This is a genomic window from Paenibacillus sp. LHD-117 (assembly GCF_030929555.1).
GTDB lineage: Bacteria > Bacillota > Bacilli > Paenibacillales > Paenibacillaceae > Pristimantibacillus.
Window position 1 is genome coordinate 1 of sequence record NZ_JAVFVT010000068.1, and the last position, 16556, is coordinate 16556.

Consider the following 16556-nt stretch of genomic DNA (forward strand, 5'->3'; position numbering starts at 1 on the left):
TCTCTTCAGAAACCCAGCTCGTTCGAAATCAAAAATGTACGACGTTTATTTGAGTAAACTTGCATAAACCTACCTTTTAAGGCGTACTAAGCAATCAATTGTTAGACAGACTGACGTACCGTTCGGTATACGGCGGTTCATGTCCTATTCCGCAATTGGTTGTATCTGTCCATTAAGCTTCTTAGACCAAGAGATGACCAGTATTGGTTATCTAATGTTCGGTCAAGAATCGGACTGCTTGCTATGCGCCAGTATTTCTTCCTCGAATTACCCCTTCGTACGCCTTTTGTTTTGGGACGCCAAACGACATCAGTTTTCTAATTCTTGTCTTTGGTTGCTTCCATTGCTTCCAGACACACATTCGAAGCCTTCTTCTTGTCCATTTGTCTAACTCTTGGAATACACTTTTGGTATCCGTCAGAGCGTAATAACCGCACCAGCCCGTAAGATATTGATTTAGCTCTTTTATCCGTATTTCGATCGGGATCGGTCTACTGCGAGAGGTTTTACTCGCTCTAGAGATGGGTTTGCGATCTTTACTCGTGGATTCTTCTTATCCCAACTGAACGTAAACCCTAGAAACTTACGTTTCCAGGGACGGTCTACCGCACTTTTCTCTCGATTGACCTTCAGCTTCAGTTTCCCTTCGATAAATGCGGTAACGGATTTCATCACGCGATGTCCTGCCTTCCACGTTTTCACATAAACGTTACAGTCATCGGCATATCTCACGAAGCGGAGGTTTCTCTTTTCCAGTTCCTTATCCAATTCGTCTAACACGATATTCGATAATAACGGGCTAAGTGGTCCCCCTTGCGGCGCTCCTTCTGTTGTCGCTTGGACAAGTCCGCCTTCCATTACACCCGCCTGCAGGTATGCGCGAATGAGTTTCAGCACCGTTTTGTCTGTTACTCGTTCCGCCAGCTTTGCCATTAGGCGGTCGTGGTGGATTCGGTCAAAGAATTTCTCCAGATCGATGTCTACCACCATGCGGTGTCCCTCTTGCATGTACGTACGCGCTTTCCTCACCGCATCATGTCCTCGTCTTTGTGGACGAAATCCATAACTATGTTCAGAAAACGCCGGGTCAAATACAGGCGTTAATACTTGCGTGATCGCTTGCTGGATGAGGCGGTCTGTCACGGTCGGAATCCCTAAGAGGCGAGTTCCCCCGTTCGGTTTCGGGATTTCGACCCGACGGACTGGACTCGGTTCATAGGTTCCGCTCTTGATGCTTTCGCGAATGGTTTGCCAGTTTTGTACGATGTGTCTGCGTAAGTCTTTTACCGACATGCCATCTACTCCGTGGCTTCCTTTATTCGCCTCGACCCTTGCTAGCGCCGACAGCATATTGTCTCGTGACAGCACTTCCTCGATCATCCTTCGATACACTCCCTTGCGTGAATGGTTCTTCCCTTTGTGCCGCTGATGAACTGTGCCCTTCTGAGTACCCTTGCGTATTCACCGCTACTTTCCTCAGATAAGTCCTTTCGGATTGTCTGCTTTCGTCGCTCATCCTCGAACGCCAAGTTGTTCCATTCCTATTCCATGTTCGGCCCTTCCGTGAGCGGCTGCAGCCGCTCGCGTACTATGGCGTCTGCTGACTTCTGCAGGTTCAACGTACCTTCACAAGTACGCTTACAGCTTAGACGCCGCTTTCCCTGCAGATCTCCCCAGGTAAGAACGCTATCTTCCTCTCCATCTACCTGCTTCATTTACTCTCATACGCCTTCGGCAGTACGGACTTTGACTTGTTTTGCAGTCTCATCCAACGTACGCTAGCCTTATATGAAGCTCGTGTTCCTCAGGCCGGAGATTTGCCGCCGGCTTCCTTCAGATTCCACCTCACGATGGACACCCTTGCCTTAAGCTATGGCTACTACTGCCTTCACCATTCGGGACTTGAACCCTAGAGATAGCGCCCATGCTGGGCGCACAAACAAGAGGGGCTGTTCATTTCGAACAGCCTCTTGAATTTTACCTTTCTCTTAGCTATTGGCGTTCAATATTGATTTCCGCAGCACCCGCATATGCGCCACCATATCCTGCGGTTGCCGTTAACCTGACATAACTGACCCCAGTGCCTGTAATCGTTACCGATTTTTCCGTAAAATCCCAGCCGTCTGGCCAAGTTCCACTAGCAACTTGTGTAAAGGTAGTACCATTTGTGCTTACATAGATCGTATAGTTTGTTATATTTCCATTAGGATTACCATCCTGGCGAGGCAAATAGCGGAGTTTTGTGACATTATAGCTACCGCCAAGATTCAGAGTAATGGATTGTGGAAGAGTAGTCGCGGGACTCCACTGATTATGCCAGAAGGTCGCATTGTTGCCATCTATGGCCTTGCTCGCCTCGTAACCCCCTTGCTGGCTTGTTGCGGTAGCGGTCATCTGTGATTGCGGGATCGTTGTACTACTACTGGCCGCTCCGTATTCATGTGCTCCTATATCCGCAGTTCCATTATATAGCGTACCCCCCCAGTAATCTTTACCACCATTGCTTGCAATACTTAAACCTGCATTTATAAGAGGAGAACTTGCCTGCAATTTATACCCGCTTACTGAATTAATGTCGGTTCCGCCGCTTCCCGCATTCACAAATTTCGGATCCGCAGTTATATAATTGGAACCGGGATTAGTAGGCGTGTGGCCATAGAAACTATTATTGCTGAATGGCCTGTTGGTTCCCGCATAAGTGGTATATGCAGTTGTAGTGGAGCTAGTGTAGAATACATTATTTTTGAAGTCACCTTTCTTGTCCGCATCCGCAAACCCACTCCACCCCATAAGGAACCCGGTTGAATTAGCGGGACTTTGGTAGAACACGTTATTGTAGAAATAGATGGGAACTTCTTTGCCTAAGGAAAAATAACCTTGATAGTAATCTGGGTTTGTGCCGTCATTTTGGCTGATGTTGTACCTCGCAATAAGAGTTGGAGCTGGTGTCAGACTTTGAGTTACATAAAGGATAAATCCACCCTCATTATTACGGCTGTAGTTATATTGAAATACATTCGTTCCGCCCATCTCAAAGTCGAAATCCCACGGATATCCATCATACAATACCCTTTTGGTGCCTTCGACATAATTATACTGCATGGTTGCGTTGTTGGTGGCAATCGGATATATGCCATCAACAGCCACACTATCAACGGCATTAACACCCGCGTTGATCACTCTGTTGTACTGGATGAGGGGGGCTTCTCCATTCTGAATATTAATACCGTGGGCGGAGGTATTCTCCACAGTGTTGTTTTGGATGAGAACATTGTACATTCTGCTGCCGGCAGGAGCGTTATCATAAAAACCCATTACTGACGAGTCATGTATATAATTATTATCAATGGTAACACCGTCAAAATGCGTGTTTGGTTTCATAAAAATGCCTGCATTAAAATACTGCTTACCGTCAGTTGAGGTGGAATATCCTTTGATGTTATGGATATTGTTGTTTTTGATCGTAATCCCGTACTTGGTTCCGCTGCCGGAGTTGGAAGTAATTTTTATTCCGCTTCTGAATCCTTCACTTGCCGCGTCATTGGTCACCTCAAGGCCATCCACCGTCACATAGCTGACATTATCCAGAAGAACGGGAGCTTCCGTAGAACCCAGGAACGACGCATCATCAATGTATATCGTGCCACCGCCGCCGGTCGAATCGGTGAACAAAGGATTTAAGGATGTATTGGCACCGCTGGCAACCGATACGCTTACCTGAGTCCAGCTGGAAGTCGCAGTGAAATTCTGTGAGGAAAGAACGGTTGACCAAGCGCTATCATAGACGCGCAACATGACAGTTCCGCTGCCTTTGATGTAAGCAGAGAAGGTATAAGTTGTATTCGTATTTACAGATACTGCACTTGTTGGATAGGTATTGGCCCATCCACCTGCAGCTACCAGCTTCAACGATTTGGTTCCAGTACGTGCATTTGCTGCTGCTGTATTGATCGAGAACGGCGAATTCACTGACCACCCGGACGTTGCATTCTCAAATCCCGGGTCGGACAGCAATTCGGTTCCTGTGGCAGAACCGGCAATAATCGGTTTGCTTGATGTTCCGCCGTACGATCCAATGGTGATCGGGTTTCCACTAGCGCCACTGGAAGTAACTTTGAGCTGTCCAGTCCATGTACTATTGTATTTAAATAAAATTTTGTCGCCAGCTCCAAAAGCAGTAGCATTTACTTTACTTAATGTTTTCCAAGGTGTTGAAGTAGAAGTACCGTTATTACTGTCATTTCCGGCTACCGAATCCACATAATACGTGGTATTGGCTGCGCTTACAGTGGAGATGGGGCTTAATACGAGCACCATCGTAAAAAACATGCAGATCACTGTAAATAGGGAGGTGTGTTTCTTGAAATTTATACTCACCGTTCATTACCACCTTTCGAATTATTTTTTTAACGCCAATCCGAAATGCAACAATACATTCAACATCTCCCTTTTGTTGGAAGCGCTTGCACAACCTTCTGCTTTTTAGAAGCAAACATGCTTTATGTTGCTATTTTTATTATAGAAAGAAAGACAACTGCTTACTATAAGCTTAGGTGACTCATTTGCCGATTTTATGACATCTTCATCGATCTCTAGGTCCTTTTGGCGTCGGAGGTCTAGATAACGTAAAATGGTTGAGCAGCGTAACGCTCTGCTCAACCATTTTACATCTTATTCTATTTCTGGTTTACCTCAAGGTAATAGTCACTTCCTTTGTATCAACGATATTTCCTGTAATGATTTCTATTTTTATTCTATACGTACCTACTTCTAGATTTTTGGTAGATAGATTAAAAATATACTTGTTGCCAGCGAGCCTAAATTCATTGCCTGTTGAATTGGTACTTGTCGAAACAGCTTCAAAATCTGATCCGATAACATTTCCGGTGTTTTTTGCAATATAAATTTTTGCAGAAGCATTTGTAATATAGGCACCGTTTGCATCTTTTAATTGAAATTTAACCGGAACTGTGCTGCCCTGTTTGAAGACGCTGCTTACATCGCTGTTAATCGGCTGAAGGAAGCCTGAAAAATCATAAACAACTTTGTAGGTCACGACTTTCGTAGTTGTATTTCCTGCATAGTCGGATGCAGTCAATGTGAAAGTATGGGTTCCAGCGGTGTTTGTATTGATTTTTTCGCCGTTCAACTTGTCAGCCGATACTGTTTGGACCCCCGATCCCGTATCGGAAGCGGTCCAGTTTGCTACTACGTTTTGGTTCAAAATGTATGTTCCATTCGTCGGAGAAACGATGTCGATGACGGGCGCCGTTTTATCGATGTTATCGATCGTTACCGTCACAGTAGTGCTGATTCCATTGTAAGTTGCAACAAAGTCAAAGCTGCCGTTCTCCGTGAACGTATGGCTAACTGCGTTCAGCGTGCCTTCATTCGTGCTTGCAGTGACCGTAATATCTTGGTTCGTCGGAGTCGTGATGTAATCGCCGATCGTGATTACTGGCGCATCTTTCAACACCGCTGTACCCCAGTTATCTCTTACTTGATAGACAGATTTGTCGGAGCTCCAAACAAATTGCGAGGCTCTATATTCTCCGTCGCCTTCGTCCAATGCGAAGTCAAAGAGAAACTTCGTACCCGCTTCAGGATCCAAAATATTTATGTCTTGCAAAGGAATCGATGCTTCAATAGAATAACCTTTTTCGTCTTCGTCTTTCTTCACAGCCATAACGACAGGAACTTGGGTATCGTAACTGTACCAGTAGTATTGAAGGACCCCATCGTGATCCCCAGCGCTCAAGATGACTTGGCTGTCATTATTCACGAGGATCGGTCCTCCTTGTTCCAGGTGGGAGGGACCAAAGAAGAACTCGATGGCATCACCGTTCCATACGTTGAATCCTGCATTCGGATTCATCCTTGGCGTTATATCATTGACATGAGCGAACACATACAAATGATCCGCATCCCATGCAAATTTGTATTCCGCAGAGATCCCCAGCCTCGGATTTCCTTGCGCAATATGATGGCCATCCAGTACAATCGCCGGGTTTTGCGGCCATTGCATATCCAACACTCCATCTATATGGATGGGAGATGCCGCTTTGAAGATTTCAATATTCTTCGGCACGATTGGATCCGGTTCGGTCGGCGTCGGTCCTGTTGCTTCTGTGAAGCCCAAATTGACTCTGCCCAGCATAGTCGCCCACTCATAACCTGCATTATGTTTAGGCAATATGACCTTCACATATTTCGTACCCGCAGGCAATTGGTTTGCTATATACACGACTCTTGGAAAATCCGTCTTGACAGGATTCTCAGTCAGCGTTCTTTGGGTCTCCAAAATCGTATACGAATCCACTGCCCCGGTAACGGAGGTTGCGAACGTCAAGTCTCTAGGACTCCATCCGTTGTCCTCGATCCACTTGAATAAATAGGCGGTTACTTCTAATGATTTAATGTCCTGGGATGCTGACTTGTAGATGATGGAAGCATCTGATCCGCTAAATGCGCTTGTATCTCCAAAGAATTCCGCAGCATCTAACGCCTGTTGCTGGATCGTTCCTATAACCTCATGCGTCTTGGAAGTGTTCTCCAACTCATCCTCAATGCCTGCTGCTGTTAACTCGTATTCCAAATTGACTCTGCCCAGCATAGTCGCCCACTCATAACCTTCATTATGTCTAGGCAATATGACCTTCACATATTTCGTGCCCGCGGGCAATTCGTTTGCCGTGTACACGACTCTTGGAAAATCCGTCTTGACAGGATTCTCAGTCAGCGTTCTTTGGGTCTCCAAAGTCGTATACGAATCCGCTGCCCCGGTAACAGAGGTTTCGAACGTCAAATCTCTAGGCTTCCAACCGTTGTCCTCGATCCACTTGAATAAATAGGCGGTTACTTCCAAAGATTTAATGTCCTGGGATGCTGACTTGTAGATGATGGAAGCATCTGAACCGCTAAATGCGCTTGTATCTCCAAAGAATTCCGCAGCACCTAACGTCTGTTGCTGGATCGTTCCCATAACCTCATGCATCTTGGATGTGTTCTCCAACTCATCTGCGATGCCGGTTTCTTCCGGATTTTCAGGTTCAGGAAGGACATTCGGTACGAATAGGACGTCTCTGAAGAAACTTCCGTTGCCATAAACCTTAGTAGGCATCGTTCCAAGCGTCTCGGAGTATACCCCGCTGCCCTTATAAGTAAGGAGATTTCCGTTTTGCATCGGCTCGTTGAAGAAACTTGCAGTTACAGGATAAATTTGATCATCCGAACTGTTGGATACTGACACCGTATAATCCGTATTGACTTCCAGTTCCAATGGTTCATCGAGCCATAAGGTTTTCCAGCCTTCATCTGTTCCGCCGGTAATATTCCAAGTATACGGCCCCCAGACAAGCGTTCCATCCGATTTCCAGATTCGCGCGATATGGTCGCCTTTCTCCGCAATGTCCGTGTACGCTTTGATCGCATAAATCTTGCCTTCTGTGTTCACTCGAAATCTTGTTCCCAGTTCGTATACGCCGTTATTATGAAATTGAGCCGGAATTTGGTAAGTAAATATAGTCTGCTGACCCGGAATTGTCGGTTCTTCTTCAACAGGCTCCTCGATCGGCGGTTCAACAGGTTCGAAGATTTCGCCATGGTATTCGTGAGCGCCGATGTCAGGAGCGCCGTTATATAATGGATTGCCCCAGTAGTCCTTGCCGCCATTGTTGAAAATCCATTTTCCTGCGTTAATGGCCGGGGATCCCGCCTGAAGCTGGTATCCTCCCACCGTATCCCGACCATCCCCGCCGCTGCCTGGGTTCACGAATTTCGGGTCTTCTGTGATCTTGTGCTCATCGAACACAGTTGCCTCATGTCCAAAATACAAATTGTTATCGAATTTTGCCCTGGAAGGATATGTATAATCTACTCCAGTGTAAAAAATATTGTTGTTATAATACGTTTTTTCCGTGTTCCTGACAGTTATACCTTGACCCGGAATATCGTTATAAAACACATTGTTATATACATATTCATTGGGCCAACCGAGTGAAATTGTAGCATTAGAAATGTTATTGCGATTATCATTCTGGCTGATGTTGTACCTGATTATGATTTTACTCGCATTCGTTTCAGGCATCGTAAGCATAAAACCGCCTGTATTATCATGACTGTAGTTATATTGCACATAATGTGTGCCCGGACTGTAGATATCGACGTCGTAGCCTTCCGAATCGCCTGTATAAGCTGCATACGCCGATTCATTGAACTGAATAACGGCATCTTTAGCCGCGAACACCCAGATCCCGGCACACCATTCCGGTTTAGGAGCATTATTTGCTATTTCAAATACCGTATTGTATTCAATGAGAGGACTATTGGCAAAGCCGATGACGATCCCGTCATTGCCGGTGTTTTGAATAACGTTATTTCTCACGACGACATTCTTATGCCATGTTTCCGGATCACCTTCATGAGAATTATGGCTCGCATCTGTATAGATCCCGGTTACCGTTATATCGTGAATATGATTGTTCTCAATCAACAATCCATCAAAGTAGGAAACAGGTGTAACAGAATCTCCCTCAAGATTCTCGTCACTGTACACGTAAATGGCTGCGTTAAAAAACTGATTTGCCCGGTCTGAATTGCCTTTGATATGATGGATCTCCAGATTCCTTAACGTAATGTTGTGCATGATTCCTTTGCCGCCGTTGCTTCGTAACGAAACACCGTTTCTCTTTTGTTCAGCCTCGCCATCATTTATAATTTCCAGGTTTTGAATGGTCCAATATTCCTGGTTATGCAAGGATACAGCCGTTTCCGCTCCTCCTCCGTCAATGATCGGCTTGTCTTCCCCGCCATATTTGTCGATCGTAATTACATTCTCAGCGCTACCCGATCCTTGCGGATGAAGCGTTCCCGTCCAAGAACCGCCTGACTTGAATAATATTTGATCGCCTGGAGCAAATATAGTTCCATTCACTTTCTCCAGCGTTTTCCATGCTATCGCTTCGCTTGTCCCGCTGTTGGCGTCATCTCCGTTTGCAGAGTCAACATAGTAGGTTGTGCCTACAGCTTCAGCAGCTGCCGCTTCTCTCACTGGCGCAGTCCAAATGAGCATTTGCATCAACAAGACAGATGTGCATACAAGCGCGAGCTTCTTGATAACCGACTTCATCTACCTTTCCCTCCCGGTTTGATCATCATTTCAATTTTGTCACCTATTAAACTCCGCATTACTTGGGAACGATTCCATCATACTCCGGCATAAACTGAATGCTTGCTTGCTTCACCAATTGATTCACGATTTCCTCATACTTGAGATCCATTAAGATCAATTGGATTCTCCCCTTTGCCTCTTCGTACCCTGTCTTCCGCCCCACCTCCTTTTCCAAACACTTGATGATGTATAAAACATCATTTTCCTCAAACACTTCACTGACCTGCCCAACTTCCAACTCTTGTGCTTGTCCTAATAAAAGGCCTGCTCTCATCGTATCTGATCGGGCCGTCATCTCAGTGAATTCCTGTTCCTCACAGAACATGAGGTTCGTATCTTCTGAATCGTCTGTTTTCAAAGATTCGCATACTTGATCGAAATCGCCGGCCGATTGAATGGATTGCTTCAATTCTTCCATCTTTACTTGTGCATCACTTTCGCTTAACTCACCCTCGCTGGAGTGGGGAATATAGATCTTTCTAATTTGTATCGAATCTTGTTTTTTAAAGAGGGATTCTAGATTCTCCGTATAATACTGCTTCAGTTCGGTTTCCTGGAAAGGTTGTTCTTCCAGCAATTTTTTCTTCAGTTCATATTTTAGATTGTCGAAGGTCGTGCGATAATAATCTCTTTCGCGATATTGCTCCGGACCATATATCACCTGCCCCTTTTGAACGGCTTCTTTTCTCCTGCTGTTTTCTTCTTCTAAAATACTCAAAAATCTGGAATAGCTAATGTCCTTAACCACCCCCTTTTGTTTGGCCAAGATCTGCTGTACCTTGAGTCTGACAAGATCTTCAAACGTTTTCTTTCTAATCACATCAATGGGCTTTTCGTTCCCATAACGGCTCTCCCAGAAATCAGATGAATGATCCACTCCGTAATTTTTTTTAAAATAGCTGAATGTGTACGCCCTATTCTCATCCAGCAACTTCCTGTACTCTTCTGCAGAAACCTCCTCACCGTTAATGACGAGAACAGTTGCCTGATCATCTTGAATCCCGACAGATGCGATCACGGCAAAAGCAATTAAACACACGAATACAGTGGTCCCTAGAAATATCATTTGATTTTTTCGACGATTCCCAGGCTGTTTTGCTTTCATGCAGGCACCTCTCGCTTATGGGTGAAATGGAATGAACTGAACCATCTCCCGTAGTGATTATGTTTCTTGTTGTTCTCTCAATTATAGAAAGTAATATGGGCACTGAATATAAGCTGAAGTGACTCACTTGCCGTTATTGTGACATTTTCATCCATGACTACAACGAAAAACCCTTTGGACATTTAGCCAAAGAGTTTGTTCGATTCTATTTCTTCATCGATCACTATCTCTCACTGCAGTCATTTTATGTCACATAAACGTTAATAGAAGGTCACTTAAACCTATTGTTACCGTTTTGTGTTCTATACTATAATTTTGAAGTTAGAATTTGAGAAAAAAAGGAGTTCGGCTATGGAAAAATTATTATACGGGGTCGCCTATTATGACGAATATATGCCTTATGAGAGGCTTGATGAAGATATACGCATGATGAAGGAAGCCGGCATCAATGTGGTTCGCATTGCCGAGTCGACTTGGAGCACTCATGAACCGCAGAACGGCGAGTTCGATTTCTCTTCCGTCAACAGGGTGCTGGACGCCATGCACCGTGCGGACATTCACGTTATCGTCGGAACGCCTACGTACGCCGTCCCGACATGGATGGTGAAAGAGCACCCCGACGTTCTGGCTGTTACAGCAAGAGGACCAGGACTTTACGGCTCGCGTCAGAATATGGACATCACGAATCCCGCCTATCTGTTCTACGCCGAGCGGATGATCCGCAAGCTGATCGGGCATGTCAAAGATCACCCGGCTGTCATCGGTTACCAGACAGATAACGAGACGAAGCATTATGAAACGGCGGGTCCCAATGTTCAGCTTCAGTTCGTGAAGTATATGCGGGATACCTTCAAGTCGCTGGATAACATCAATCAGCTGTTCGGGCTGGATTACTGGAGCAATCGAATCAACAGTTGGGAAGATTTCCCTTCCGTTATCGGGACAATCAACGGAAGTCTGGGGGCCGAGTTTGCCAAGTTCCAGAGAAAACTCACGACGGATTTTCTCGCCTGGCAAGTATCCATCGTAAACGAATACAAACGTCCGGGCCAATTTGTCACGCAGAACTTTGACTTCGAATGGCGCGGGTACTCATATGGCGTTCAGCCTTCGGTGGATCATTTTGCAGCGTCGGATCCGTTTGATATTGTGGGCGTGGATATTTATCACCCGTCACAAGATGACCTGACGGGAATCGAAATATCATTCGGCGGCGATATCGCGCGTTCGCTGAAAAGACAAAACTACCTCGTCGTAGAGACGCAAGCGCAGGCGTTTCCGCACTGGACGCCGTATCCGGGCCAGCTGCGGCTTCAAGCGTTCAGCCATCTCGCATCCGGAGCGAATATGGTCGCCTATTGGCATTGGCATTCCATTCATAATTCGGCGGAAACCTACTGGAAAGGATTGCTCAGCCACGATTTCAAACCAAATCCGGTGTACGATGAAGCTAAGACAATCGGGAAGGATTTCGACAGGTTGGGCAAGCACCTTGTTAACTTGCGCAAACGCAACCGAGCAGCGGTCATGGTGAGCAATGAAGCGTTGACGGCGATTGGATGGTTCAAGCTGCCGGATGGCAAAACCTACAATGACGTGGTCCGTTGGATGTACGACGAATTGTATAAGATGAATGTGGAATGTGACTTTATTCAGCCATCCTGCGAACGGCTAGATGATTATCGGTTAATCGTCGTTCCGGCTTTGTATGCCGTTTCCGACGAGGCATTGGAGCGGTTAAACGCCTTCGTCAAGAATGGCGGTAATGTCGTCTATTCCTTCAAGAGCGGATTCACGAGCGAGTTCGTAAAGGTCCGCACAACGAATCAGCCGGGCATTATTCATGAGGCTTGCGGCGTGAATTACAGCATGTTCGTTGAACCGAAAAATGTTTCGTTGAAAGATGATCCCTTTGCAGTCGGGCAGCAAGCGAATACGGTTAGCTCCTGGATGGAGCTTCTCACGCCGACGACGGCTGAAGTGCTTGCCTATTACGATCATCCGCATTGGGGGAAATACGCGGCGATTACCCGCAATCGTTACGGACAGGGCTGCGCTTTCTATATCGGATGCATGACAAGTGCCGCTGTTGTCAATCGTGTATTGAAGAACGCTGTTCAAGAGGCCGGCTTGTGGGGGACGGATCAGGAGCTTGCATTCCCTGTCATCGTCAAATCGGGGATCAATTCGGAAGACCGTCGCATCCGTTATTATTTCAATTACTCGGAACATCCGGTTTCATTCAACTATCCTCACGCTTCTGGAGAAGAATTGCTATCGGGCCGCCAAATCTCAGGCGGCCAGCAGCTTGAAATCGATCGCTGGGGAGTCCTTATTATGATGGAATAATGCAAACCGCCGCAGTCGACCGGGAATCCGGACGTTTGCGGCGGTTTGCAGCATGTTAGTGAACGCTCTCCAGATTGTCGAACTCCGTTCCGCACGGTCCACCCCAGTCGGTTTGCTCGAGCTTTACGGTAGTCCCGTCCTCGTACCACGTACGACTATACCAATGATGGATTTTGGTCGTCGACTCTCCCACGTAATGGCAAATGAACGAACGTCGGAAACGGTCCTTCGACATGTTCGGGTAAGACCCATGGATGACGCTGCCATTGAAGAACATGACGTCTCCGGGCTCCAGAATTGCAGCAACCGGCGTTAAACCTTCCGGCACATCAACCTCATCCCTCGAGAACGAGACGTTGGGATCTGCTGTATGCGGACACAAAATATCGCTATTTTGTGAACCGGGGACGATGAACAGCCCGCCGTTTTCTTCATCGGACCGGTCAAGGGCCGTCCATGCCGCAATGCAGGTACCCGGCTCCACTCTTAGATAGAAGTTATCCTGGTGCAGCGCCTGCCCCTTCGCGCCGGGCGGTTTGAAGTAGAGCATGCTTTGCGCCGCCATAGCTTCTTCGCCGAACAACTGCTTCAGGACAACGTGCACGCGGGAATCCAGCATGTATTTCATGGAAACGTCGTCATAAACGTGCGGATGCATGATACGAGGATACATTTTCAGAATGTCGCCATTCGCTTCTTCTTCCGTTGCAGGTTCGAAATGCCCCGGAATCGGCCCATTCGCGTGCATCCTCATGAAGTGGTCTCTCAGCATCTCGACTTCCTCCGCGCCGAACACTCCTTTAACGATTAAGTAACCATTCCCTTCAAACATTGCCTTTTCTGCTGCTGTAATCATTCTGGGCACCTCCGCGTGATTTATAAATGGAATCTCAATCTCCATGGATTTATAATAAAATAGAGTTGTCATGAAAGGAATGAATACGATGGCTGAATACCATAACGATTATGCTAAAATCGATTCGCCTACTTTACCAGGATTGTTTATTTGCGATCACTTCGACAAGCTGGAAAATTACCGCGTTTTACGTCCTCGAGGCACTGAAGACTGGCAATTCACCTTTACGATTTCCGGTCAAGGAAGATTCATCGTCGACTCGAAGACGTATCCCGTTAGGGAGGGAGATTTGACGATCATAAAACCGGGCACCGAGCATGACTATGCGACAATGGGCGAACGGTGGGAGTTCATATGGGCGCATTTTCTTCCCCGCCCGGCGTGGACGGAGTGGCTAGGTTTTGCGGAGACGGCCAAAGGCTTCATTCGTATAACGATCGAGCAGCAGTGGCTGAGGGACAGAATCGTCGGTTGTTTTCAGAGGATGATTCGGGATAACCGGGGCTTTGAGGCCTATTCGGGAGAATTGTCGCTCAACGCGCTGGAAGAAGCTCTGTTGGCTGTCAACCAGTGGAATCGCGCGCAACGGATGCGGGAGACCGATTCTAGAATCCATCAGGTGCTCCGAATATTCGGGGAGCGGATGAAGGAGCCCCATACCCTGCCATCGCTTGCGCGCGAGGTCAGCTTATCCCCTTCCCGTTTATCCCATCTTTTCCGCGAACAAGTGGGAGACTCCGTGCTCGGGACATTGATGTCCATGCGCTTACGCCATGCGGAGAAACTGCTTAAGTTCAGTGACCGCCCCATCGCCGAAATTGCAGCGGACGTCGGGTTCATGAGTCCCTTCTACTTCACGAAGCAGTTTCGATCCTTCACTGGGATGAGCCCTAGTGACTACCGCAAGCGGGTGAACGAGGCCGTAATGGAGGGCAATAACTCTTTCTGATTTAACTCATTCGTTTTCGAATAAATCTGACCTTTTCGCCAAGATTCAAAAGATTCAAACGGTATCAGCTTCAGAATACAAAAATACCCCGTAACTATAATTGAGGCCACTGAAAAAGTCCGTCTCTTAGAAAAAGGTACAGTCCTTCAAGAAAATTAAAGAGGCTGTACCTTTTTTGCTTTATAATAGAGTCATCTCAAAAAGCGGGTGAGAGCGGATGATTCGGCAACAACAAACATTAAGTCCTTACGCGGCACTGTATGACATCGTCGTACCGAAGGACAATATGCTTCGTCAAATCAACGAACTGGTGGACTTCACCTTCAAATATGAGGAACTGGAAGCAATATATTGTTTGGACAATGGACGTAACGCCATTGATCCCGTTCGCATGTTTAAATATTTGCTGCTGAAAGCCATCTTTGAATTATCTGATGTCGACATTGTCGAGCGCTCGAAGTACGACCTGTCTTTCAAATACTTCCTCGGCATGGCGCCAGAGGACCCAGTCATCGATCCGAGCTCTCTGACCAAATTCCGCAAGCTGCGGTTGAAAGACATCAACCTGTTGGACATGCTCATTGGTAAAACGGTAGCCCTTGCTATCGAGCAGAAAATCTTGAAGAGCAACTCTATCATCGTTGACGCTACGCATACGAAAGCGCGTTACAACCAGAAGTCGCCGCAAGAAATTCTACAAGATCGTGCGCGAAAATTACGAAAAGCCATTTACTCGATGGACGAGTCGGTTAAATCTAAAATGCCATCAAAGAACGCAACCAACGAACTCGGAGACGAGATTAAGTATTGCCAGAAACTCATCGCCTTCATCGAAACCGAATCCGGGATCGCACAAGTGCCGAAAATTCTAGAGCCTCTCAACCTGCTGAAAGAAACCGTAGCCGATGACGTTGAACAACTTCGCCTGGCGGCGGATCCGGATGCGCGAGTCGGTCATAAAAGCGCAGATTCCGCTTTCTTTGGATACAAAAGACATCTGGCGATAACCGAGGAACGCATTATTACAGCAGCTGTCATTACAACGGGCGAGAAGAATGACGGCAAACAATTGCAGACGCTCATCGAAAAAAGCAAGGCAGCCGGCGTGCAGGTCAAAAGCGTCATTGGAGATACCGCTTATTCCGAAAAAGATAACATTTCGTACACGAAGAAAAATGAGATTGAACTGGTAGCCAAGCTCAATCCGCTCATTACACAAGGCGGACGCAAGAAAGAGGACGAATTTTTGTTCAACAAAGATGCCGGCATGTACGTATGCCCGGCTGGTCATATGGTCAACCGTAAGGCTCGGCAAGGCAAGAAAGACGTCGGCAAAAACCAGACTGATACCTATTATTTTGACATCGAGAAATGCAAGCGATGTCCACTAAAAGAAGGTTGTTACAAAGAAGGCGCAAAAAGCAAAAGCTACACCGTCAGTATTAAATCTGATGAACACACGGAACAGATGGCATTCCAAGAGACGGAATCCTTCAAAGAAAAATCTAGGGAACGCTACAAAATTGAAGCAAAGAACAGCGAACTCAAACATGGACACGGGTATGATGTAGCCACATCCTCGGGTCTGCTTGGTATGGAAATGCAAGACGCCATGACTATATTCGCAGTAAATCTTAAGCGGATATTGAAACTGATGGATTGAAACGCAGGTAAATAAACCCCACTTAGAACACGAAAAAGACATCCTACTCCCGAAAAAAAGGGAGTGGATGTCTTTTTTAAAACCTCGCCAGGGAATGCCGAAGAAAAACGTAAGTTCTTCAGTGGCCTCACTATAATTACGGGGTTACGGGGTTTTGCTCTAGTTGTCTGTCTATTCATGATGAGCCGAACTCCCGGCAGTCTTTTTTCATCTGATACTCATTACACGAGAGTGATGGATCTGCTTCATCCACAGCGGCGGAAGAACGTTTCGTTCCCGCGGAAGCTGGCCAGCAACCGAACCCTTACAGCGTCGAATGAGCTGTGGGAGATGGATATCAAATATGGTACGCCCAGCTAGCAAATTCCATTAATGGAACAAGTTACTTGAGCATGTTTGGAATGCATGTCGGAAATTTTTTTTTTACAGACATGCCCTTCTTCTGCTGTGAGAAGAAGTGAGTCG

The 16556-nt window shown here is 46.5% G+C and carries 7 protein-coding genes and 1 pseudogene; 3 read left to right on the forward strand and 5 right to left on the reverse strand.

The window, feature by feature from the left end; all coding sequences use genetic code 11:
- Positions 1-137: 137 nt before the first annotated feature.
- The 4 genes and pseudogenes from ltrA to RB620_RS29955 form a co-directional block, all read right to left on the reverse strand.
- Positions 138-1380, reverse strand: a pseudogene (ltrA, locus tag RB620_RS29940) (group II intron reverse transcriptase/maturase).
- Between the two features lie 612 nt (positions 1381-1992).
- Positions 1993-4377, reverse strand: a complete 2385-nt coding sequence (locus tag RB620_RS29945; protein WP_308100813.1) for a discoidin domain-containing protein — start codon at positions 4375-4377, stop codon at positions 1993-1995.
- A 310-nt stretch (positions 4378-4687) separates the two neighbouring features.
- Entirely contained in the window at positions 4688-9127 is a 4440-nt protein-coding gene (locus RB620_RS29950) for a DUF4082 domain-containing protein (RefSeq protein WP_308100814.1), read from the reverse strand.
- Positions 9128-9185: 58 nt separating this feature from the next.
- Positions 9186-10274, reverse strand: coding sequence for a peptidylprolyl isomerase (locus tag RB620_RS29955; protein WP_308100815.1), 1089 nt, complete (start codon positions 10272-10274; stop codon positions 9186-9188).
- 351 nt (positions 10275-10625) lie between these two features.
- Here RB620_RS29955 and RB620_RS29960 point away from each other — a divergent pair, with 351 nt between their 5' ends.
- On the forward strand, positions 10626-12623 hold the full coding sequence (locus tag RB620_RS29960; protein ID WP_308100816.1) for a beta-galactosidase: 1998 nt from the start codon (positions 10626-10628) through the stop codon (positions 12621-12623).
- Between the two features lie 55 nt (positions 12624-12678).
- Here RB620_RS29960 and RB620_RS29965 read toward each other — a convergent pair whose 3' ends face one another.
- Positions 12679-13479 (reverse strand): phytanoyl-CoA dioxygenase family protein, encoded by an 801-nt coding sequence (locus RB620_RS29965; protein ID WP_308100817.1) that lies wholly within the window; start codon positions 13477-13479, stop codon positions 12679-12681.
- 88 nt (positions 13480-13567) lie between these two features.
- On the opposite strand from RB620_RS29965, the gene RB620_RS29970 reads away from it, so the two are divergent.
- Positions 13568-14428: a helix-turn-helix domain-containing protein gene (locus RB620_RS29970; RefSeq protein ID WP_308100818.1), complete on the forward strand. Its 861-nt coding sequence runs from the start codon at positions 13568-13570 to the stop codon at positions 14426-14428.
- A 217-nt stretch (positions 14429-14645) separates the two neighbouring features.
- The gene (locus RB620_RS29975) at positions 14646-16091 is read left to right on the forward strand and encodes an IS1182 family transposase (RefSeq protein WP_308100819.1); all 1446 of its coding nucleotides are present in this window, start codon (positions 14646-14648) and stop codon (positions 16089-16091) included.
- The last annotated feature ends 465 nt before the right edge of the window (positions 16092-16556 follow it).